18 protein-coding genes and 1 tRNA gene are annotated in these 21,006 nt (G+C 43.6%); 5 read left to right on the top strand and 14 right to left on the bottom strand.

All coding sequences use genetic code 11. The annotated features are described in order from the left end of the window. Positions 1–23: 23 nt before the first annotated feature. The 4 genes from F3J22_RS26105 to F3J22_RS26120 form a co-directional block, all read right to left on the bottom strand. Complete coding sequence (locus tag F3J22_RS26105; protein WP_167020942.1) at positions 24–1,388, bottom strand: RagB/SusD family nutrient uptake outer membrane protein; 1,365 nt, start codon at positions 1,386–1,388, stop codon at positions 24–26. 18 nt (positions 1,389–1,406) lie between these two features. Beyond that, positions 1,407–4,898 carry a SusC/RagA family TonB-linked outer membrane protein gene (locus F3J22_RS26110; protein ID WP_167020943.1) on the bottom strand — a complete coding sequence of 1,164 codons (3,492 nt, stop codon included), beginning with the start codon at positions 4,896–4,898 and terminating at the stop codon, positions 1,407–1,409. A 35-nt stretch (positions 4,899–4,933) separates the two neighbouring features. Next, complete coding sequence (locus F3J22_RS26115; protein ID WP_167020944.1) at positions 4,934–5,926, bottom strand: FecR family protein; 993 nt, start codon at positions 5,924–5,926, stop codon at positions 4,934–4,936. 83 nt (positions 5,927–6,009) lie between these two features. Further along, positions 6,010–6,591, bottom strand: coding sequence for an RNA polymerase sigma factor (locus tag F3J22_RS26120; RefSeq protein ID WP_167020945.1), 582 nt, complete (start codon positions 6,589–6,591; stop codon positions 6,010–6,012). Positions 6,592–6,750: 159 nt separating this feature from the next. Here F3J22_RS26120 and F3J22_RS26125 point away from each other — a divergent pair, with 159 nt between their 5' ends. Continuing rightward, positions 6,751–7,518, top strand: coding sequence for a hypothetical protein (locus F3J22_RS26125; RefSeq protein ID WP_167020946.1), 768 nt, complete (start codon positions 6,751–6,753; stop codon positions 7,516–7,518). 4 nt (positions 7,519–7,522) lie between these two features. On the opposite strand, the gene F3J22_RS26130 is transcribed toward F3J22_RS26125, so the two are convergent. The 6 genes from F3J22_RS26130 to F3J22_RS26155 all read right to left on the bottom strand — a co-directional run bounded on the left by F3J22_RS26130 (position 7,523) and on the right by F3J22_RS26155 (position 14,387). After that, complete coding sequence (locus tag F3J22_RS26130; RefSeq protein WP_167020947.1) at positions 7,523–8,146, bottom strand: hypothetical protein; 624 nt, start codon at positions 8,144–8,146, stop codon at positions 7,523–7,525. An 88-nt stretch (positions 8,147–8,234) separates the two neighbouring features. Beyond that, entirely contained in the window at positions 8,235–8,873 is a 639-nt protein-coding gene (locus F3J22_RS26135) for a DUF1444 family protein (protein WP_167020948.1), read from the bottom strand. Between the two features lie 180 nt (positions 8,874–9,053). Continuing rightward, positions 9,054–10,670 carry a hypothetical protein gene (locus tag F3J22_RS26140; RefSeq protein ID WP_167020949.1) on the bottom strand — a complete coding sequence of 539 codons (1,617 nt, stop codon included), beginning with the start codon at positions 10,668–10,670 and terminating at the stop codon, positions 9,054–9,056. Between the two features lie 3 nt (positions 10,671–10,673). Continuing rightward, positions 10,674–11,375, bottom strand: a complete 702-nt coding sequence (locus F3J22_RS26145) for a hypothetical protein (protein ID WP_167020950.1) — start codon at positions 11,373–11,375, stop codon at positions 10,674–10,676. 327 nt (positions 11,376–11,702) lie between these two features. After that, positions 11,703–11,776 (bottom strand) — tRNA-Met (locus F3J22_RS26150). A 121-nt stretch (positions 11,777–11,897) separates the two neighbouring features. Next, positions 11,898–14,387: a mechanosensitive ion channel family protein gene (locus F3J22_RS26155; protein ID WP_167020951.1), complete on the bottom strand. Its 2,490-nt coding sequence runs from the start codon at positions 14,385–14,387 to the stop codon at positions 11,898–11,900. A 204-nt stretch (positions 14,388–14,591) separates the two neighbouring features. Between F3J22_RS26155 and F3J22_RS26160 the strand changes: the two genes are divergently transcribed. Continuing rightward, positions 14,592–16,169, top strand: coding sequence for a glycerol-3-phosphate dehydrogenase/oxidase (locus F3J22_RS26160; protein WP_167020952.1), 1,578 nt, complete (start codon positions 14,592–14,594; stop codon positions 16,167–16,169). A 29-nt stretch (positions 16,170–16,198) separates the two neighbouring features. Here F3J22_RS26160 and F3J22_RS26165 read toward each other — a convergent pair whose 3' ends face one another. The 4 genes from F3J22_RS26165 to F3J22_RS26180 are packed head-to-tail and all read right to left on the bottom strand — an operon-like array spanning position 16,199 to position 18,367. After that, positions 16,199–16,792 (bottom strand): nitroreductase, encoded by a 594-nt coding sequence (locus F3J22_RS26165; protein ID WP_205195706.1) that lies wholly within the window; start codon positions 16,790–16,792, stop codon positions 16,199–16,201. Positions 16,793–16,803: 11 nt separating this feature from the next. Then, positions 16,804–17,238, bottom strand: coding sequence for a thioesterase family protein (locus F3J22_RS26170; protein ID WP_167020953.1), 435 nt, complete (start codon positions 17,236–17,238; stop codon positions 16,804–16,806). 21 nt (positions 17,239–17,259) lie between these two features. Next, positions 17,260–17,841, bottom strand: a complete 582-nt coding sequence (gene rdgB, locus F3J22_RS26175) for an RdgB/HAM1 family non-canonical purine NTP pyrophosphatase (RefSeq protein ID WP_167020954.1) — start codon at positions 17,839–17,841, stop codon at positions 17,260–17,262. 25 nt (positions 17,842–17,866) lie between these two features. Beyond that, positions 17,867–18,367: a hypothetical protein gene (locus tag F3J22_RS26180; protein ID WP_167020955.1), complete on the bottom strand. Its 501-nt coding sequence runs from the start codon at positions 18,365–18,367 to the stop codon at positions 17,867–17,869. A gap of 130 nt (positions 18,368–18,497) precedes the next feature. Here F3J22_RS26180 and F3J22_RS26185 point away from each other — a divergent pair, with 130 nt between their 5' ends. The 3 genes from F3J22_RS26185 to rpsG all read left to right on the top strand — a co-directional run bounded on the left by F3J22_RS26185 (position 18,498) and on the right by rpsG (position 20,786). After that, on the top strand, positions 18,498–19,595 hold the full coding sequence (locus tag F3J22_RS26185; RefSeq protein ID WP_240155216.1) for a branched-chain amino acid aminotransferase: 1,098 nt from the start codon (positions 18,498–18,500) through the stop codon (positions 19,593–19,595). Positions 19,596–19,906: 311 nt separating this feature from the next. After that, complete coding sequence (rpsL, locus tag F3J22_RS26190; protein WP_111599772.1) at positions 19,907–20,287, top strand: 30S ribosomal protein S12; 381 nt, start codon at positions 19,907–19,909, stop codon at positions 20,285–20,287. Between the two features lie 31 nt (positions 20,288–20,318). Continuing rightward, a complete protein-coding gene (gene rpsG, locus F3J22_RS26195) occupies positions 20,319–20,786 on the top strand; it encodes a 30S ribosomal protein S7 (RefSeq protein ID WP_167020956.1) in 468 nt (155 codons plus the stop codon). The last annotated feature ends 220 nt before the right edge of the window (positions 20,787–21,006 follow it).

Raw genomic sequence — 21,006 nt, forward strand, 5'->3', positions numbered from 1 at the left:
AGACCCCGGTTTATAGTGGTTGGTTAAAGATGTTCATTGGGTTCTATCTCCGGATTGAGCTGGCGTAGTTTAGGTGCGATCGGAAACAGGTACATAGGTGAATTTGGTGCTATTTCATATTGTTGCCCATTGTAGCTATGGTGCAGTGTTTTGGCGAATTTTGGATCTTTATTCAATCTTTTCAGATCAAATAATCGCATCCCATGGAAACATAATTCTCTTCTTCTTTCTTCCAGTACTTTTACCAGGGCATCATCTGCAGAAGTAGCCGTGGTGGGCTGATAGCTATTGCTGAGAATGCGGGCTTTCCTTACTGCGTTCATATCATTCAACGCCGCAGTAGCATCTCCGGCCCTGGCTTCGCATTCTGCTTTTACGAGGTACATCTCTGCTACCGTAGGGCCCAGGTTCCTGGTGTCGTATTGCAGGAATTCACCATTGTAATAGAGATAACCACGCATTGGGTCCTGTGTGGAAGTAAACAGGATCTGGTAACGCAGGTCGTTTAATGAATCTTTGAATGCTACCTGCAGGTCTTTGCTGACAGAAAACCAGCTGTAGGCATTATTTGCGAGTTTCATCAGCAAAGTTTCCTGGTTTTCGCTGTTGATCGGGAAGGAATATGGATCGTTCTTAAACTGGTTGTAGTCGGTCAGTTTATTTTTGATAGCCAGGGAGTTAGTGGCGGCAGTTAGTGCTTCCTGATATTTGCCGGTGGCAAGCGCTGCTCGTGCCAGTACAGCGTAACCTGTGGCTAGCGAAGGTTCAAAGAAAGTGGTGCTGGTTTTTCCCAACAATGTAACTGCCAGGTTCAGATCTGCAAATACCTGATCGTACACGGCCTGTACGGATGCCCTGTTTAATTGCTGATCTGTGGTGGGTGCTAATACCAGTGGCACAGCGAGGTCTTTGGATGCGGTAGCTGCATCGTATTGCATGCCGTAAAGGTTTACCAGGGAGAAATAAGCGAAAGCTCTGTGTACGAGTGCTTCGCCTGTTACCTGGTTACGTTCTGTCAATATGCCGTCTGTCACGGTTTTCATGCCGTCAATTACCACATTGGCTATGTAGATCTGCTTGTACAGGCTATTCCACATATTATCTCCGTCACCGCTTACATACACATTATTCTGCCAGGTATGCAATTTAAAGGTGCTGTTACCGAGGTAACTCAACCCTTTGGATTCGTAGAATTCCACATCGTCTGTCAGCCATTCATCGGAGCCGTAGGAGGTTGGTAAGGTATAGGCATTGTTGAGCAAAAGGCGATAATCTTTGTAAACAGAAGGTATCACCTTACCCTTGGGTTTTATATCGAGATAATCACGCCCGCAGCTGCTCAACACTAAGGCAGCTAAAGCGATCCAACATATGTTTAAATATTTCATGAAACGTTCTTTAGTAGTTTAAAATGTTGTACGTAAACCGATGGCAAATGATCTTGCAGGTGGCAGCATGGTATAATAGGCGGAAGGAATATAATCCGGGTCGATGCCTGCCTTGTTCTGCGTCCATAATGCCAGGTTTCTGCCGTAGGCGAGCAGGGATAATTTCTGTAGATGTATACTACGCAGGAGTTGCGCCGGAAGATCATACGACAGGGAAACCTCTCTCAACCTGATATGTGATCCGCTTTCTATCAGCTGGTCCGATAGCAGATACCATGATTCTGAGTAATTCACTCCTGTTGATGGCATCACTGGCACGATTGTTTTATTTTCATCACCCGGTTGTTTCCAACGGAGCGCCACATCTTTGTTGATAGATTTTTGTGTGGAATAGCTGAAATAGGATACGCTTGGTCTGCGGAAAACATAATCGAATTTGAAAGTCACCAGGGCAGAGAGTTCCAGCTGTTTGTAACGGAAGGTATTTGTCCAGCCGCCGAAATACTTAGGCACGGTACTTCCGCTATAGGTAAGCGTAGTAAGATCTGAGGCGATATCAGCTTCTGTCAGCATTCTTTTACCTGCACCATTCAGTAAAGTTGGTCTGCCTGCGCTGTCGAGGCCGCCAAAGCGATAGCTATACACTGCTTCAATAGGCTTGCCTTTAACAGGATTACTTCCTGAGCCACTGTTTACATAGTAGGTTACCAGTTCACGTTGCAGGTTGGAAGATGCTACTTTATTCATGTTGTAGCTAAAGTTCATGATAGATTTCCAGGAGAAGGCCTTCTCACGGAAAAAGTCTGCGGTAATATTGAGGTCTGCGCCATGGTTGTCTACTTTGGCTGTATTTACGGTCAGACTGGTAAATCCATAGGTTGGATTAAATTCGGCAGGACCCAGCAGGTCGTAACATCTTTTGTAATATACATCCAGACTCATTTCCAGTTTGCTTTTCCAGAAAGATGCATCTACACCGACGTTGAAAGTTTTTGTTTTTTCCCAGCGCAGGAGCGGGTTTGCAGGGTTACTGATATCAGCATATGGCAGGCCGTTATAATAGCCGATAGAAGAAGGAACCGTCGCAATCAGGTAAGGGCTTGTAGTTTTGTCCACATTGCCATTCACGCCATAGGTAGCGCGAAGATTAAGCCTGTTCATAACAGCGGTATTCATGAAGTTTTCTTCGCCCAGCTTCCACATGGCTCCCATCGACCATAGCGGCGTTGCGCGATATTTCTTACTCGCACCGAAAAGGTTGGAATCATCTAATCTCACACTTCCTGATAGCACATATTTCTCATGGTAGGTATAGTTGGCATTGGTATACCATGACAGGTACCTGTCACGTGCGTCTGACAAGGTATTAGGGTTAGATGGTTTATTCTGATAGTTGGTAACAGCTGTTTTGTAATAGAGGTCGTAATTAACCAGGCTGGAAGAAAGGGTCTGATCATCATAGCCATACAAACGGCTGGTAGCGCCATTGGTCCATACTTGTCTGATCTCTCCGCCACCTACTGCATCAATTCTGTGGTTGGCACCGAGGGATTTGCTATAATTCAACTGACCACGCACATCATAATGCTCCATTTCTACATTGGAAAGGTCAAGTATGCCTCCTCTTGGCAGTCCGTATACTAACTTGCCCGCCTGTACGGAGGTGGCGTTATTTACAGTATTTCTGCTGGTATAGGTGCTAGGGCTGTAGTAATTACGGGTACGGGCAAACGAACGCTCGTATAGTCCGCTGAGGCTTGCGCTCAGACCGGGAATAATCTTATAATGGAAGCCGCCGTTCAAGCGGTAAAGGTTGCTGCGGCTGGTATTGTCAGCGTTGGCCAGTTCATCGATATAATTGTATTTCCATGGGAGATATCCCATTTTTTCCAGAGAATCCAGTGTACGTTTATTGAAAGCCCTGGAATATTGCATAGGAGCGCCATTTTCATCAACGATGCGGTCGTAAGGCAGGAGGGTGCCGGTTCCTGGCTCCAGAGGTTTGAGACCCACACCGTTATTTTTAGTGTTGGCCATCACAATCATAAAGCCCACATTGGCTTCCAGATTTTTGGTCAACTGAAAGATATTGGTAGAATTCAGCGTAACGCGCTGATTGCGGTTGCCTTTTGCTACCGGCAGCTCATCGCTGTAGGAGCCGGAGATAAAGTATTTGGCAGCATCATTTCCACCGGCAACAGAAAGATTGTATTGTTTAATTTGTTGTTGCTGGAGGAGATATTTACTGTAGGAAGATTTATAGTCGTAGGAAGCCAGTTGAGCCACCAGTGCATCTCTTTGGGCGGCAGTGATTTCTCCGCGTTTATATCGGAAGAAGATATCAGCACCGGCAGAGGTGGAGGGTAGCGTTTTGCCGGAAGGATCTGGCAGCAGGGATTTATTAACAGCTTCCTGTTCAAAGTCAAGATAGTCGGCACTATTGGCAACCGGGCGATAGCTGAGATCAGGTTTGCCGCCAATGGTATAGTTGGTAGAGAAATTGATCAGGCGTTTTTGATTTTTTCCTTTTTTCATTTCGATGACTACCACGCCATTTGCTGCTCTGACACCCCAGATAGAGGCTGCAGCAGCGTCTTTGAGGAAAGTCACCCGGGAAATATCTTCCGGATTGAGCATGGAGAGGTCGCCTTCATAGGGGAAGCCGTCGATAACGATCAGCGGGTCTTGCTGGGCACGCAGGGTATTTCGGCCACGGATGGTGAGGGTGGTTTTGGTCGTAGGACGTCCGCTGGCATCTGCAGGGTTGGTGGTTACCAGCAATCCGCTGACAAGGCCTTCCATCTTATCGGCCACGTTCATGGTCACTTTCTTCTCCAGGTCCAGGTCTTTGATCTGGGAGAAGGAACCCGTGGCCCTCTCTTTGGCAATGGTTTGGTAACCGGTAGAAACCTCCACGGTAGACAGCTGAATATTATCAGTAGACATGCTGATGTTGAGCTGTGCCGCTTTGGTAACTATCTGCTGCTGTGTTTTGTAACCGACAAAGGTGAATACCAGCATATCGCCGGCATTGGCGGTTTTCAGTGTGTAGTAACCGTTGGCATCTGTCAGAGTACCTTCTTTGTTACGCAGGTTTTTTACGGTTACACCTGGCAGCGGACGATTATTTTCATCGGTAACAATTCCTGAAAGCGCTTTCTGGTCAATAGTTCCAGTGGTGTTTCCGGGAACCGGATTCTTCTTTCTTACATCACGGATAATGGTGTAGGTGTTGTCATTGACAAAAAGGAATATCAGCCCTTTGGGATAGAGCATTTCCTTTAGCACTGCTTCAACAGATTTCCCTGAAATACTTGCAGGATCAAAGCTGACATTGATGTCTTCCAGTAAGCTGTTTTCATAAACGAAGCTGGTACCGAAAGATTTTGTAACCTGCTTTAAGGCGGTAGTAACGGGCATGTTCCTGACCTGGGCAGAGGAATGCTGTGAGGCCGCCACTAATAGGCATGCCATGGCCACAGTCTGAATGAACTTCAGCACACTGTTCATAAACCTGATTGATTTTTGTGGTTGGTAAATGAGGCCTACTCTTTGTTGGTAATGAAAAGAGTATCCTGGTGTTGGTTGATATTTACGTCAAGTATTCTGGATAAAACGAATAGCAAATCTTTTTCTCCCTGCATAGGAATTCTTCCTTCAATTTTCCTTTCCAGGATGGAAGAATCTTTTGTGATTATAGTATAACCATAGCGCTCTTCTAATATGTGAATAATCTCTTTTATTTTGGTACTGTTTAATAATAGCTCATGTCTTGTCCAGGCGGTAGCAGCAAGGGTATCCACCTTTACGACTACATTTTTGCTGATGGTGTTGGTCCAACCTTCTCCGGGTTGGAGGAACACCGGTTGTGCAGGTGCAAGGAAGTTATCGATGCGTACACTGCCTCTTTGAAGCATTACAGATAGCTCATTGTTGCGGGCATGCACGTTGAAAGCCGTTCCCAGTACGGTAACGATACCGTTGCAGGTGGTTACCCGGAAGGTATCGCCCAGGTGTTTTACATCAAAGAATGCCTCTCCCTGCATCTGAACATCTCTTTTGCCTGTGAAATACCAGGAGCGCGGATAAGTCACGGTAGTATTGGCATTCAGCATTACAATGGAATGGTCTGGCAGTGTGATTTTTCTGGTTTCTCCATATCCGGTGTGGATATTAACGGAGGAAATCATAAACCAGCCGCTGGTAGCAACTACCAGGAGTAATAAAGTTGCGGCCACTGCCCACCATTTCCGGGGTTGATATAAGACACGTGCTGTTGGCGGTTTGGCTATCTCCGCGAGTAATTTCTCCCAGCTGGCTTGCATATTGGCCTCGTTCGTTGATACGGTTGGCATAGATAAAGCATACACAACCTCCCTGGCTTCCTCCATTTTAGGCAGGGTACCAGGGATGTCAGCCATCACTTTTTTCCAGTAGGCATTGGTATCGGCCGCAGGGTATTTCACCCATTGGATGAAATATTCATCCAGCAGGAAGTCTTCCGGCAGATAATGCTCATAGTCTTTAGCTCTATTCATATGCGGTTATCCGCAGGTTTACAAGTACAGACGCAGGGATAATCCACGATTACCCCATTTTTCAAAAATATTTTTTAAATTTTTTATCGGCGCGGAAGCAGGAGCAGCAATACAAGTAGAGAAAACCCGCCTAATTGTTCACGGAGGCGCTCTAATGCCCTGTAAACCAGCTTATAGGTGGCGGTGGTGTTAATGTCAAGGATATCCCCGATTTCTTCGTACGAGAGGTCTTCATAGAATTTCAGAAAGATGGCTTCTCGTTGTCTGTTCGTAAGGGTATCTAATAACTTGTCCACTTTTTGTTTAAGCTCGCTGGCTCTTTCGGCCCGAATGAGCGGGTGTTCGTAGGTTAGCTCCAAATTGAAAGGAACATATTCTGCTGATATGGCATCTTCCTGCCGGCCAGGATCGGACGACAGTTTCCGTATTAGCATACGGCGGAAAGACAATAGCAGGTAATGTTTGGCAACGCGTGGTGTATCGATGGTTTCCCTGTTTCGCCATAATTTCAGAAATAGGTCATTGATGCTTTCTTCAATGAAAGACTTGTCCAGCGTGAATTTTAACCCATAATTTGATAAAATGGGAAAATATTCCTTGTATAGTCCTTCAAGTCCGGTGATTTCCCCGGATTTCAGCAATGTCCATAATTCAGCATCAGGCATATCAGGTAGGAATGCGTTTCGGCACAATAATACAAGAAATTTTTTTTAAATGGGAGAGGGGCCTTATCACCATTGAACAGGAGGTTAGACCAGATAAGATAGATCGAGTGGGTATTTATATGGAAATTTATCTTCCATTGCATCATTTTATAAATATCTATGAAAATAATATTTACTCTGTTCATAATACCTGTATTGTTATTTGCTTGTAGTACTAATTCTTCCGAGCGTGATGGAGACCTGCATACGTTTTCTTCAAAGGATACAACCTGTCCTAAAGCCAGGCTCCAGGCAGAGCAGGATTTCCGGAATGGAAAAATGATGTATTCCTTTTACGAGACCTTCACAATTGATATTATGAGGAATGAAGAGGAGATGAAAGAGCAGTTGAAATTCTTTGATATTAGTGATACTACAGAAATTATATCGGATGTTATGACCTTTCAAAAGCAAGGCTGCTATGGCAAACGGATGAAAGAACTAATTGGAGAGCGCTATGGGAAAAATTTTATAGACTCATTGCTGAATGTTTCGGATAGCATTTTTCTTACCAGGCATATCAACGATACAATGTATTCCTGGGGATGTGATACCCCTGCTATTTATCCTGGAGATACGATTAAGAACACATTTCTAAGTATACTCCAACAACAATTCGCTGGTAAAGTCAAATATCCGGCTGGTTATAAACGGGGGAATAGCACTTATTCTTCAGGAGAAGTAGAAATTCAATTTATCGTAAACAAAACAGGACAGGCTATTATCACAGGGTATTCTTTTAAGTTTGATGTGAAGGAGAACCACCAATATGAGACTTATTTTAAAAAAAAGATAACAGCAATAATAAAAACCAAAGGCTGGACACCAGCCAGAATCAGGGGAAAGAACGTTATTAGCCGATGTGATAAAAGTATTGTTTTCAAATAATAATTCATGGATGTTTTTCAGCTTGCTCCTGCCAGAGTTTTCTCATTAATGGAGTGATATAAAAACAATCTTCAATATGCTCGTTATCAAAGATACACCAGTAAAAGACAGTGTACTCGTGCAAGGAAAAATTTTCAATTAGAAGCTGTTTGGCCCTAAGCCAGTCTTTGTTGGTCTCATCATTAGTGCCAAGGACTTCTATGATCATCATCATCAGCGTAAACCTGATATCATCATCATTTACACGCGAATAGACGGCGAAATATTTATCTAAGTCCTCGGCACTGGCGACTTCATACTCCCAATCCTGCATGTGGGGTTCATTACGATAATTGAATTCAGCTGCAAGGAAATCAATAGCAGCCCTGGTGGGGTATCTGTAGTTGGGTATTTTCGAGATGATTGTTATTGTATTACAAGTGGAACACCACCAGTAAATTTTTTTATCATCTGCCAGCCTGGATTCAGATTTGATATTACAGGTGGCACATAGTCTTTCAAAAGATTCATCTTCACAAGCGGTATAACCACAGTTACTACAATGCCAGCTTGTAGGTGGGATATTTTCTTCATCAAAGCTCCATGTGAAATCCTGTTGTTGGCAATTGGGGCATATCTGTAATGCCATAGAAGAAGTTTTTATATAACTCAAAACGGCTTTCAGGTGATATTTGAAAGCCGATTAAATAATAATCTTTACTTGATCCGGTAAATTATCAGATTGTTTCTATCACGCTCCATTGATTATTCTCGCGTGTATAGATGTGTCGAACGAGCAATTGATTTTTATCGATTGTATCATAAGCTCTGTTAATCAGATCACGTAGGTGTTCCCGGCCAGCGGCATTATTTTTACCGGTAATAAATAGGAGATCCCTGGCAGGTAAAGCTATACATGGCTGGTCGTTCAGCGTGCGTTCGAGATCATCCCACAGGCTGTTAATTAAAATCATAGCTGCTTCATAATTTCCGCCATTGGCGAGCATCATCACTTCTGAGGCATTTCCATGAATTTCGGTTTTTTCCGAAGTTTCTTCGACCAGGTTATTGATTGCTGCTTCCCTCAATTTTTCAAGTGTAATTGTTTCAGATAAATGTCTGTTCTGTAGAAGCATAAAAGAATCGCCCATGTCTAATGCATAAAAAAGACCAAGATCTTTTGCAATAGGTTCATAGATGGGAAGATCAGCATTGCCTAATTCGATTTTCGGTTCGTCATTACTGTGGTTGGGAGATGCTTCGTTATACAACCTTTTAATTCTTGGGTATACTTTCGTCAGGTCAGTATCGGAGTCATTTGTTGCTGTGGTAGAAGGTTGCGTCTTTTTACCAAAAAGTTTGTTGAACAGGCCCATAGGTTAGAATAGTTTTGGAGGTTAATATACAAAAAAGGCTTTCAAGTATCACTTGAAAGCCTTTTTCTTGTAACGAGATTGGGGAAAATTATCTAACCTATCGTTGGGCTAGCTTGGGTCAAATAATTTGACAAACGATCTTCTCCGTGCACTATTATTAAACAAATCTAGCCCCAAATTTTAACCCGATATAAACTCTAAAACTTCCGCATAAGCTGCATTTTTCATTTGCCGTGAACGGACAGTTCCCACCTGATAAAGCTTATTCATCAATTCTTCTTCACTAATATCAATTACCTCCTTAATTGTTGATATTCCTGCTTCCTTAATGAGCTTATTTTTTTGCCAGTTAGTTAAGTCAAGAACATCAGGCGACTGTTGTAAGATCGAATTTATCGATTCCACAAGGGATGCCTCGTTTTCTATTACTATGCTCTCATTGCTTAGTTCATTGTAAGCCGAATGATTATGACCGTATTCAGAAAAATTATTCAACTGAAGTCTTGAAATTATATCGCGCGAGTTTTTCACGGGGTTTGTAACTTGTGAAAGGAATACCCCGTAGTTCACTTCATAACGTGTCCCGATCAAAGATCTGCTACCTTTAACACCATCATCAACTTTTCTGATTATCCCGGTATATGTTAATAAGCGAAGTGCTTCACGTACCTGAATAGGAGAATCTTTATGAACCCAAAAAAACAAACTTGTTTCAGGCTTAACAGAGCCATTTTCTTCTAAATTTTTCTTAACAAGATTTGGTATAACGGTATCCTCTACAAATTTTCTGCCCCAGTCAACAAGCAATTTGTGGCCTTTAAATTTGTCTCCTAATAGCGTATGTTCAATCCAGATCTCATTTCTAAAAAAGGTACGAATCAGTGTTTCTATTTCACTTGGACCTATTTTGGGTAATCGTTCTGTAGTTTTCAGAAGTATTCTGGGATTTCCGTTTGCGCAAAAAACTAGTGCATTATAAACGTCCTTATGTTGGTTAATACTATTTAATTGGGTGGGGTCTACTTGCTTTTGTACCATGGAGTTCATAAATCCCAGATATCCGAGGTCCTGAATATTTCTATCAATCTTTTTGAACGTTGCATCATGTACGGATTCAAAAGTTTCTCCGAAATGAGTAACGCCTGGATACACAGCTGCCTTCGAAGAAACATAGGGAGATCGCAAGTCTCTAAAAAAAGTAAAAAATTGCCGTTGCTGTTCAGGCCTAAAAATATGAGCTGCCTCGTCAAAGTAAAAGTAAATCCCTTTTAGCTGATTTTTTTCACAAAGTTCATTTAATGCGTCAATTATGTCATTCAGTTCAGGTAGTGATGATGAATTGATAATAGAACCTGGATTCTTGTATGAGGCTTCGTAAGCCCTGATTATTTCATCAAGCTTGCTGGTACTATCTTGAACATTGCCGTCAACGTTCAATAGTGTTGAAGCATACTTTGAAAAAAGCAGGCCTTTTTTAAGGCAACTTTTCATCAATTCTCTTAGGCTCCTGGCAATCATCCAATTTCGGAACTGAAACGGATCGCTTGAATGAATTAATGTACTGGCCATGAACGTTATATAAACCGGCAAAATTTTCTCTTCTTGAAAATTTGTTTCTAATTCATATGCAGCAAACTTCATAAGAAACGATTTGCCAGTTCCTCGGCTCCCTTCAAGAATCAAATTGGAATTAGATTTTAAAGATTCAATAATATCTTTTTCCAATTGAGAGATAACAATAAGATTCGGCAGTTCCTCAGGCCGAATATTCTCTGTCCTAAAATATAAATCTGCCATTGATTATATGGTTAAATAAGAATGAATTGAAACAATATGATTGAGATTTTCCATGATTATGGGCTCTATTTTCTCCAAATTTTCCTTATTAAGTCCTTTTATATATCGTAAGCACAACGAAAAAATAGCAATTTCTTTATATGATGACAGACATCTTTTGAATAGATCAACTTCCCGCTTTTCTACCTTCAATGCTTTTGAGTCCGTAATCCAGGTATGGTGGTTACCATGAACATATTCAGAAAGGTCTCTATACAAATCCTTAGCCCGGGTATAGTAGGATTCACAATCAGATTTAATTTCAGGAAAAAATGCTTTATAAAATCGATGAGACAATATCCCATTATTATAATCATTAATTGTTGACCAGTTCAGATCTTTTGAAGACTTCGTCCATTCAATGAAATCAATGAGGTTCGTGCTAAAATATATACCACCAAACAACATCTCCATTGATAGTCTTAAAGCACTAAAGGAATTGCGATATAGGCAATAACCTTGAGAAAGTAATGAAAGCTCCAACGCTTGAATACTATTACTCAGTAATATTTTATATGGCTCATCTGGGATTACTCCAAGCCAGGTTTGGAGAGACATTGACGTGTTAATTCCTAAATTTATTGTCTCTTCATTTTCTTTTAATGATAAATCAAATAAGTCTTGAACTTGCTTATTTACTTTTCTTAAATATTCTTCAGCTGTCATTGGGGGGAGTTAATAATCAGTTTTTCATACCAACTATGTACGTATATAAATGATTTTGGGACTTTTTAATTTATGAAATTTTGAAAAATTCATTTGCTTTTCTTCAAATAGTCATTTTTATAAATAGCTGTCGCATTACAGTATGACTGAGAACAAATTATTCAGCATATTAATAGGGGACTTCAGTGCAATGTTGTAAAAATTAGTAGACAAGGGAGGATAAAATTCTTCTACTAAATTGAAAACTTTAGGAGGTATTCTTTAAGTACCAAATACCCTTTCAAAAGAAAAAGCCTTTTAAGCTATGCTTAAAAGGCTTTTTATCTGTAGCGAGATCGGGAGTTGAACCCGAGACCTTTGGGTTATGAATCCAACGCTCTAACCACCTGAGCTACCTCGCCATTTTCGTTTTTGAGTGCCTTGCTTTTCAGCGTCAGCCCCTAAACGGGAGTGCAAAGATAATAGCGAAAAAATGAAATATCAAAATGTTGAGGCATTTTTTTTCAAACTTTTTTTAAAAAATTATTTCGCAGGCTCCTCCGGCGTTCTTTTATCCCAGCGATTCAGAATGTTTTCATCTACACTCCGGATGTGTAAATCCCGCTGTGGATAAGGGATTTCGGTGCCTGCGGCATTCAGTGCATCGTAAATATATGTCATCACCTCGCTTTGAACGCTACCTGCATTTCCTACATCGGCAACCCAGAAATAAATTTTAAAATTGATGCTGTTGTCCCCAAATTGATCGAATAATATGACAGGGGCAGGTATGGATAGCACACCATCACGGTTAGGAAACGCCGCGGAAATAATAGCTTTCACCTTGCCGACATCACTGCCGTAACCCACGCCAATAACAAAATCCACCCGCTTGGTACGATTACTCAATGTCCAGTTGACCAGCTGATGTGATATCAGATCGCCATTAGGTACGATCACTTCCGACCCGTCAAATGCTGAAATCTTACTCGACCTGATACCAATCTCCTTTACAACGCCCGACTTCGTTCCGAGGTCTATCGTATCCCCAACTTCAATAGGCTTCTCAAAAGCCAGGATAATCCCCGATACCAGGTTGTTGACAATATTCTGCAACCCGAAACCAATACCAACGCCTAAGGCCCCAATAACAATGGTAACCTTATCCATCGGTATCCCTGACGCCGAAAATGCAAGGAGTATGCCCCCGCCTAAGATCGCCAGCCGTACCAGCAACATCGCGGAGCCCAACTTATTCTTCTTGGCATTCTGCTGGGTTGTAGACCCAAACAGATAGCTGATCAGCTGCGATAAAATAAAGGAAACCCATATCACCAGCACAAATACAATGATACTGCTGTAGGAAAATTCAAGGTTACCCAGCGTTCGCGAAGAGGAAAGGAAATCTATGATGAAATCATAAATCATATCATAGACATACAGGTTTCTGAACAGCATCAGCAGCCATCCGGCAAATGCAAGTACCATAAAAAGTGAACGTAGCTTATGCTGTACGTCCTGGTAATCCACGAAGGAAATGAAGGAACTGCTGGTTTTGTTGGCCTCTACCTGCAGGTATACTGCTTCTATCATGATGCTGGTCAGCACATACAGATTCACTGCCATTACTGTATTCACCACTGCGCTGGAACCCAGGATCTTGGCTAAACTCACCCGTGCCATCAATACCAGGATAAACGAAAATGCCGCCGTACAGATGAAAAGCATCAGTAACGGCGCTGAATATTTTGGCTGTACAAACGTGGAGGTAGTTGTTTCCCTAAGGAAGCGTATGCCCAGAATAAAGCTCAGGGCAGCGCCTATCAATAAACCCCATTGCTCCACATAGGTGACTTCTATTAACAGGTTATTCAAGGCATAAACAACCAGTAAACCCATTAGCAGCAGCCAGTTCCTGAAAAGCACTTTCGGAAAAATATCTTTAAACATGTAGGTCAGCGCTCCCATCGTCAGCAACAGAATGATCTCCGTAAACAATATCGGGTACCGGATAGATAAAATATTTGCAAGGGTCGTCACCACAATTACTGTACTCGCAAGCGGATATTTATACAGGTACCTGGCATGCTGTAATATAGACTCCGACTCCACCTCGCCATGCCGCAACCGTATCCGCCGGATGTTGTACAGCGTCACCCAGCCAAATAAAACGGCTATTAGTATCCACACAAAAAATACCGGCCACTGTATCGAAAAAAATATCCCCAGCACCTTGGTACTCTTATGCAACGATTGATGGACGACGGGTATAAATTCCAGCGGATTAATGCTATCCCGGTGCGGATTCCATATATACCTGTAATCCCGCTGGAACATATGTGTAGTAAATAATTGCAGCTGAAAGTTCATATCGTCCAGCAGATTGCTGACTTCTATATACCTGTTGGCTACTTTATTTTGCAGCAACCCAATCTTAACCAGGTTCACCTTATTGGCGCTATCTACTGTCCGGAATTTTAATATCAGGTTACTCAGCATACCAACATACAATCCATACAGCTCATCTTCTGAAGGTATATTGCGCATGGCTGTATCCCGCCGCAACGTATGGATCGTATCGTTAATGATCACCAGCCGGTCGTAATAGGAAAATAATATTGTCTGCCACGAGTTCAGCTTACGCTCCAGCTGCTCCAGCATGATTTTGTTGGTATGGATGTCGTTGATATTCGGAGTGCGCTGAAGGCCCGCCATATTGCCTTTAATCAACGCCAGTGATGTATCTACCAATGGCAGACTGGCACTGATCTTGGCCGTATCAAATCCCCGTTTCAGGGCGGTCATCTCAGAGTTGAGCAACAGGGTGTAATTCTCTATTCTGTTGATTAACAGCGATACGGTCGTATCAGATTTGCGGATACCACTGCCATTACTGGTGTCCGATGCCAGCCGCTGAAGATTCCTGCTGATGGTAGCACTATCTGCCGGCCGCATGGTGTCGTGCGGTAATTCGCTCAGTGATACGGGTTTACTCCTGCGCTTCTGTGCCTGTGCACCTAAACTGGTTATCAATACATAACAAACCAAAATGACACAAAAAACCAGATATCTGTTTATAACCTTGATGGACATATGAATTTTGCAATGCTGATACTATTCTGGAACGCTTTTAAACGCTAAAAGTTTGCTTATTCACAACATTTGCTACCCCGGATCGGTTTAAGTCAGTATGCCCCGATTCGCGAAATATCGGGCCCGGAAAAACGAACTAGCCTTATGAAAAGAGAAGAAATAGTAGATAGTCTCAGAACTGATCTTGAACCATGGGATATTATCGTGGTAGGCGGCGGCGCCACCGGACTGGGAGCTGCACTGGAAGCCGTCACCAGAGGTTACCGAACCCTGGTGCTGGAACAGGTGGACTTTGCTAAATCAACCTCCAGTAAAAGTACAAAACTGGTGCATGGTGGTGTCAGGTACCTCGCCCAGGGCGATGTCAGCCTGGTCAGGGAAGCCAGCCACGAACGTGGTCTGCTCACCCACAACGCGCCGCATCTTGTCCGTAATCTCTCTTTTGTGATCCCGACGTTCAGCTTCTGGGAAAATATTAAATACACCATCGGCCTGAAATTATATGACTGGCTCGCCGGCAGACTCAGTCTCGGCAAGTCTAAACATATCTCCAAATCTGAAGCACTGCAACGATTGCCCACACTCAAGCCGGATAAACTGGCGGGCGGTGTCCTCTACCATGATGGCCAGTTCGATGATTCCCGTCTGGCGGTCAACCTGGCACAAACGATTGTGGATAAAGGTGGTACTGCGCTGAATTATATGCGGGTAACCGGCCTGCACAAAGATCAGTTCGGCACTATCAGTGGTGTAACGGTAAGGGATACACTGAACGGCGGACACGATATCTACCTGAATACCAAGGCTGTTATCAACGCCACCGGCGTCTTTGCGGATGATATCCTGGAAATGGATAATCCCAGCGCGCCTAAGTCTATCGCTGCCAGCCAGGGGGTACACGTGGTGCTGGACAGGGAATTCCTTCCCGGCCATGATGCCCTGATGATCCCGGCCACCAGCGACGGCCGCGTGCTGTTCGCCGTTCCATGGCACAATAAAGTGGTGGTAGGTACCACTGATACGCCGGTAAATACGATCAGCCTGGAACCACACGCACTGGAATCTGAAATTAATTTTATCCTCACCACGGCCGATCAATACCTGGCTCATCCGCCAAAACGCTCGGATGTTCGCAGTGTATGGGCCGGACTCCGCCCACTGGCCGCCCCCAAGGCAGAGGGACATAAAACCAAGGAAATCTCACGCAGCCATAAAATCATTGCTGCCAGCTCCGGACTCATGACTATCATCGGTGGTAAATGGACGACCTACCGCCGCATGGGACAAGACGTAATCCATCAGCTGGAACACACCATGCGCTGGAAAGAAACGGAAACAGCTACAGAGGAACTGCCAATCCACGGCGCCATGGCTAACGTGAACTGGGAGGATCCCTGGTATTTTTATGGTAGCGATGAAGCAGCCATCCGCCAGCTGGCAAACGATAATCCGGTGCTCAACGAAACAATCAGCGAAGCATTTAGTATTAAAAAAGCCCAGGTGGCCTGGGCGGTAAGAGAAGAAATGGCCCGGAATATTGAAGATTTCCTGGCCCGAAGGGTAAGATTGCTGTTCCTGGATGCAAGAGAAGCACTTCGTATAGCCCCTGCCGTAGCAGAAGTAATGGCGGCAGAACTGAAAAAAGATGATCGCTGGATAGCAGGTCAGCTGGAGGCGTTCAAAAAAGAAGCGAATATTTACTTAATAGACCCGGTAAGCTGAAAGCTATACCGGGTCTGAATGTTATCGGATTACATCCATTTTACTTTCTCACTGACTGGCTTAACACGTTTGCCGGCAACTGCAGGCTCATCTGTGTAACCCAGGTAGAATAAGCCCAACACCTGGTCTTCCTCTCCCAGGCCCAGGTAATCTTTCATGGCAGGGTGAAGCGTCATACCGCCGGTTCCCCAGTAAGCTGCAATATGGCGGGCATGTGCACTCAGCCACATATTCTGCACGCCGCAGGCTACAGCTGCCACTTCTTCCACTACCGGAATATTCGGCTTATTACCGCGCTTCATACAGATCGCGATAACGTGAGAAGCCAGGTCGCCCTGCGATTTCAGCTTATCATAGTTGCCGGAAATGAATTTTTCCGCAGGCGTATATTGTTTGTAGAGATCAGCATGCGCTGTACAGAATTCCTGTACTTTGTCGCCGCCATACACTACAAAATACCATGGCTCGGTATAGCCGTGAGTAGGCGCCCAGTCAGCGCTCTGTAACAGTTCATTGATTGTCTCATCCGCGATTTTCTTACCGTTCATACTGGTCGGCTTGATGTTGCGGCGACTGCTGATTAGATTGTCCACCAGGGTGGCTGCTGTTGTTGTATCGATCATTTCTTTAATTTTTATTTTTCCAGGCTGGCTTTCATTTCTGCTGAAAGCTTCGCTACTTTACGTGTGTTGTAATCAAAACATACCATACCTGTTTTTCCTTCAGCTACAGTGATCTGCTTTTCATCCCTGGTAGTGGTAATGCGGTAAAAAAGTTCAAATCCGAAAGTACTAAACTCTCCGGCTGCAACCTCCACTTTAAAGATATCCCCATGGAATGCTTCGCCTTTATAGGCGATAGCCACATCTGCCATGATCAAACCGGTGTTGGTACTGTGGTCCAGCTCTTTATAGCCCAGCTGTTGCAGGTATTGTATTCTGGCTTCATGCATGATAGACAGAATAGCATCATTGCCCACATGGCCGCCATAATTTACATCCTGGATCCTAACGGGAATGGTTATACTAAAACTGAATTGCGCAGGTAGATCTATTTTAATTCTTGCCATTATATTGGTTTAGGGAGATGATTATGCGTTTACAGATTTCAGGAATTCGGCAAACAGATGATGCGCCTTCGCACGGTGACTATATTGGTTTTTCTCTGCCAGGTCCATTTCTGCAAAAGATTTGCTGGCACCTTCCGGAACAAAGATAGGATCATAGCCAAACCCTTTTTCACCCTGCACAGCAGTAGTAATATGGCCTTTGCAGATCCCTTCAAACTGATATTCCTTACCATCCAGTATCAATGACAATACGGTACGGAACTGTGCTTCCCTGTTGGTAACTCCTTCCATTTCCTGCAATACCTTAGTGATATTGTCTGCCGCCAGCTTCTGCTCACCGGCATATCTTGCAGATAATACACCTGGTGCACCGTTCAGGGCGGTAATTTCCAGGCCGGTATCTTCTCCGAAGCAATTGGTGCCGGTCATTCTGTAAATGGTTTCGGATTTCTCAAGGGCATTGGCTTCCAGGGTATCATGTGGTTCCGGTATGTCGATGTCAATACCGGCATCCTGTAATGTAATGATATCGAAGTTGTTGCCAACCAATGACTTAAACTCTTTTACCTTGTTCTCGTTGTTCGTCGCAAAAATTAATTTCATAAAACTTTCCTTATAGCTGCCGGCATTAGCCGATGGTGAGTAATTGTTTGAGTCCTGCCCATAACCTTGCCTTCATCGTTTTATCACTGCCTATTACCGACAAATGATCTGAAAACAGCACAGTACTGCCGCCTATAGTAAATAACTGATAGGAGGGAAGGTCGTCTATTTTTAATTGAGCCGGTGCGATGCCGAATACAACGGCCTGTTTTATATTGAGTGCCTGTTGCCACTCCCTGAAACTCAAATCCGGGTAAGATTGGATGTTTACAAGGGCCACATCCTGCATCCCCAGTTTGCAGGCATTTAATATATTAGTAAGGAGATTGAATAAATCGTCGTTCAAATATGGTTCATTTTCGTTTTGTATGAAGAGGACCACGTTTTTTTGATTTTCTCCTAAATATTTGACATTCGGCAAAGGTTTTTGCGGTTCGGCCACGGACTTGCTTTCGCCGGGAATGATCGGCTGGGCAAAGATTTTGGCCAGAAAGTAAGGGTCTAATTGCAAATCCTCAAGTGCCATAATTATTATAATTAAAATTAATATGAAGGCCCCGCGTGGGGAAAAATCAGTTTATTTGCAAAGCCGTGCCTGTTGAGGCGGGGCAAGTCGCAACGAAAGTGTAAAAATATTGAGATAAAATTGATTAACCATGATGGTAACTAAATCAGCAGTAAGGGAAGAAGCTGAAAAGAAGATCAAAGTCACCAAAACCGAGCACAGCAGAATAGGTGAGATAGATTTTAATAATCTGGTATTTGGTAAGAAATATGCCGACCATATGTTGGTGGCAGATTTCGATGGTAAAGAGTGGATTAACGCAGAAATTGTCCCTTTCCAGAATCTTTCAGTAAGTCCTTCCAATGCTGCATGGCATTACGGCCAGGCTATATTTGAGGGTATTAAGGCCTACAAGGACCCACAGGAAAATCCAATGATTTTCCGCCCTTATGATAACTATAAGCGCTTCAACCTGTCCGCCGAAAGAATGGGTATGCCTTCCGTTCCGGAATGGCTGTTCATCGGTGGTATGGATATGTTGATCGATATGGACCGCAACTGGGTACCAACCGGCGAAGGTTGCTCCCTCTACCTGCGTCCGTTCATGATCGCCGCAGACGAGTTCATCGGGGTACGTCCTTCCGAAACTTACAAATTTGCTATTATCAATTCTCCATCCGGCCCATACTTTAATAAGCCTATTAAATTACTGGTGCAGGATAAATATGTACGTGCCTTCCCTGGTGGCGTAGGTTTTGCAAAAGCTGCCGGTAACTACGGCGGTGCCATGTATCCTACCATGCAGGCTAAACAGAAAGGTTTCGACCAGATCCTCTGGGTAGATGGTTTTGAACACAAATACCTGCAGGAATGCGGTACCATGAACGTTTTCGCTATCATCGGCAACACTGCCGTTACGCCAGACCTGACCCAGGGAACCATCCTGGAAGGTGTTACCCGTAACAGCGTAATGGACGTATTGAAAGATATGGGCCTCATCGTTGAAGAACGCCCGGTTTCCATCGATGAACTGGTAACCGCATATAATAATGGTACACTCCGCGAAGTATTTGGTACCGGTACCGCTGCCAGCGTAGCCTATGTAGAACAACTGGACTACCTGGACAACCAGCTGAAACTGGACACCACTAAATATGAAGTAGGTGCCGAAGTTATCCGCCGCCTCGATGGTATCCGTACCGGAAAAGCAGCCGATACCCGTAACTGGAATTACATAGTAGGCGAATAATCAATTGCTTATATAATAATATAGATAAAGACTTATGTCGCCTGGTTGGCCATAAGTCTTTATTTTTTCCCGGACGTTATTTTTTTTCGGTAGATATTGAGAGAAACCTTACCTTTGCGTTCCGGTTACAGGTAAGCGTATCAATTACCGAGGAACCAAACCGCTTCCGGGGTAGTTGCACCACTGGTGTGACAAAAAAAATTCGAAACAATTTTGTTATTCACACATATAGTTTTACCTTTGCCGTCCCAAAATCCCATATGGGAATTTGGATGTCATCTGTTAAACCGACATAAAAAACTAGGTAAAGAATGCCTACTATACAACAATTAGTAAGAAAAGGAAGAGAAATTATCCGGGCTAAGTCCAAGTCCAGGGCATTAGATAGCTGCCCTCAGCGCCGTGGCGTTTGTACGCGTGTTTACACTACTACGCCTAAAAAACCGAACTCCGCATTGCGTAAAGTTGCGAAGGTGCGTTTAACCAATAAAGTTGAGGTGATTGCCTATATCCCAGGTGAAGGTCATAACCTCCAGGAGCACTCTATCGTACTGATCCGTGGTGGAAGGGTTAAAGACTTACCAGGTGTTCGTTACCACATCGTTCGCGGTTCTCTGGATACTGCAGGTGTGAAAGACAGAAAGAAGAGCCGTTCCAAATATGGTACTAAGAAGGAAAAGGCTAAAAAATAATAATAATAACTAGTAGTAATTTTCAATATAAATGAGAAAGCAAGCTGCAAAGAAATTGCCTCTGGCTCCGGATCCTAGGTTCAATGACAAACTGGTTACCCGCTTTGTTAATAACGTTATGGAGCAAGGAAAAAAGAGCATTGCCTATAAAATTTTCTACGATGCTGTGGATAAAGTAAGCCAAATGACCGGTGAAAACGGTTACGAGGTTTGGAGAAAAGCATTGACCAACGTTACTCCTGCTGTAGAAGTTAGAAGCCGTCGTATCGGTGGTGCTACCTTCCAGATCCCTGCTGAAGTACGCCCTGATAGAAAAATTTCCCTGAGCATCAAATGGTTAGTTCGCTACGCTGGCGACAGAAACGGTAAGAGCATGGCTGATAAGCTGGCGAATGAAATCGTAGCTGCAAGCAAAGGTGAAGGTGCCGCTTTCAAAAAGAAAGAAGATACTCACCGTATGGCTGAAGCTAACAAAGCTTTCTCTCACTTCAGAGTATAGTTATAGCCCTAACCGGCAAACTCAATATATTTGGCGGACAGTTCTGTTATCGGAACTGTTCGCCTTTTTATGCTTACTGCACAACCCCCTCCCCAGATCATTCCCACAAACAACCGCCTATTTCTGCTATTCGAACCCTTGCCTTTTTATTTCCTGCATAATCATCTTTCCATAGCAAGACCATTCCCACAAAACAACCGCCTATTTCCGCCACCCGAAC

It is taken from the genome of Chitinophaga sp. Cy-1792 (genome assembly GCF_011752935.1).
Taxonomy (GTDB): domain Bacteria; phylum Bacteroidota; class Bacteroidia; order Chitinophagales; family Chitinophagaceae; genus Chitinophaga.

Coding starts and splice junctions, on each gene's coding strand:
- F3J22_RS26105 (WP_167020942.1), bottom strand. CDS start 1,388: ATGAAATATTTAAACATATGTTGGATCGCTTTAGCTGCCTTAGTGTTG.
- F3J22_RS26110 (WP_167020943.1), bottom strand. CDS start 4,898: ATGAACAGTGTGCTGAAGTTCATTCAGACTGTGGCCATGGCATGCCTA.
- F3J22_RS26115 (WP_167020944.1), bottom strand. CDS start 5,926: ATGAATAGAGCTAAAGACTATGAGCATTATCTGCCGGAAGACTTCCTG.
- F3J22_RS26120 (WP_167020945.1), bottom strand. CDS start 6,591: ATGCCTGATGCTGAATTATGGACATTGCTGAAATCCGGGGAAATCACC.
- F3J22_RS26125 (WP_167020946.1), top strand. CDS start 6,751: ATGAAAATAATATTTACTCTGTTCATAATACCTGTATTGTTATTTGCT.
- F3J22_RS26130 (WP_167020947.1), bottom strand. CDS start 8,146: ATGGCATTACAGATATGCCCCAATTGCCAACAACAGGATTTCACATGG.
- F3J22_RS26135 (WP_167020948.1), bottom strand. CDS start 8,873: ATGGGCCTGTTCAACAAACTTTTTGGTAAAAAGACGCAACCTTCTACC.
- F3J22_RS26140 (WP_167020949.1), bottom strand. CDS start 10,670: ATGGCAGATTTATATTTTAGGACAGAGAATATTCGGCCTGAGGAACTG.
- F3J22_RS26145 (WP_167020950.1), bottom strand. CDS start 11,375: ATGACAGCTGAAGAATATTTAAGAAAAGTAAATAAGCAAGTTCAAGAC.
- F3J22_RS26160 (WP_167020952.1), top strand. CDS start 14,592: ATGAAAAGAGAAGAAATAGTAGATAGTCTCAGAACTGATCTTGAACCA.
- F3J22_RS26165 (WP_205195706.1), bottom strand. CDS start 16,792: ATGATCGATACAACAACAGCAGCCACCCTGGTGGACAATCTAATCAGC.
- F3J22_RS26170 (WP_167020953.1), bottom strand. CDS start 17,238: ATGGCAAGAATTAAAATAGATCTACCTGCGCAATTCAGTTTTAGTATA.
- rdgB (WP_167020954.1), bottom strand. CDS start 17,841: ATGAAATTAATTTTTGCGACGAACAACGAGAACAAGGTAAAAGAGTTT.
- F3J22_RS26180 (WP_167020955.1), bottom strand. CDS start 18,367: ATGGCACTTGAGGATTTGCAATTAGACCCTTACTTTCTGGCCAAAATC.
- F3J22_RS26185 (WP_240155216.1), top strand. CDS start 18,498: ATGATGGTAACTAAATCAGCAGTAAGGGAAGAAGCTGAAAAGAAGATC.
- rpsL (WP_111599772.1), top strand. CDS start 19,907: ATGCCTACTATACAACAATTAGTAAGAAAAGGAAGAGAAATTATCCGG.
- rpsG (WP_167020956.1), top strand. CDS start 20,319: ATGAGAAAGCAAGCTGCAAAGAAATTGCCTCTGGCTCCGGATCCTAGG.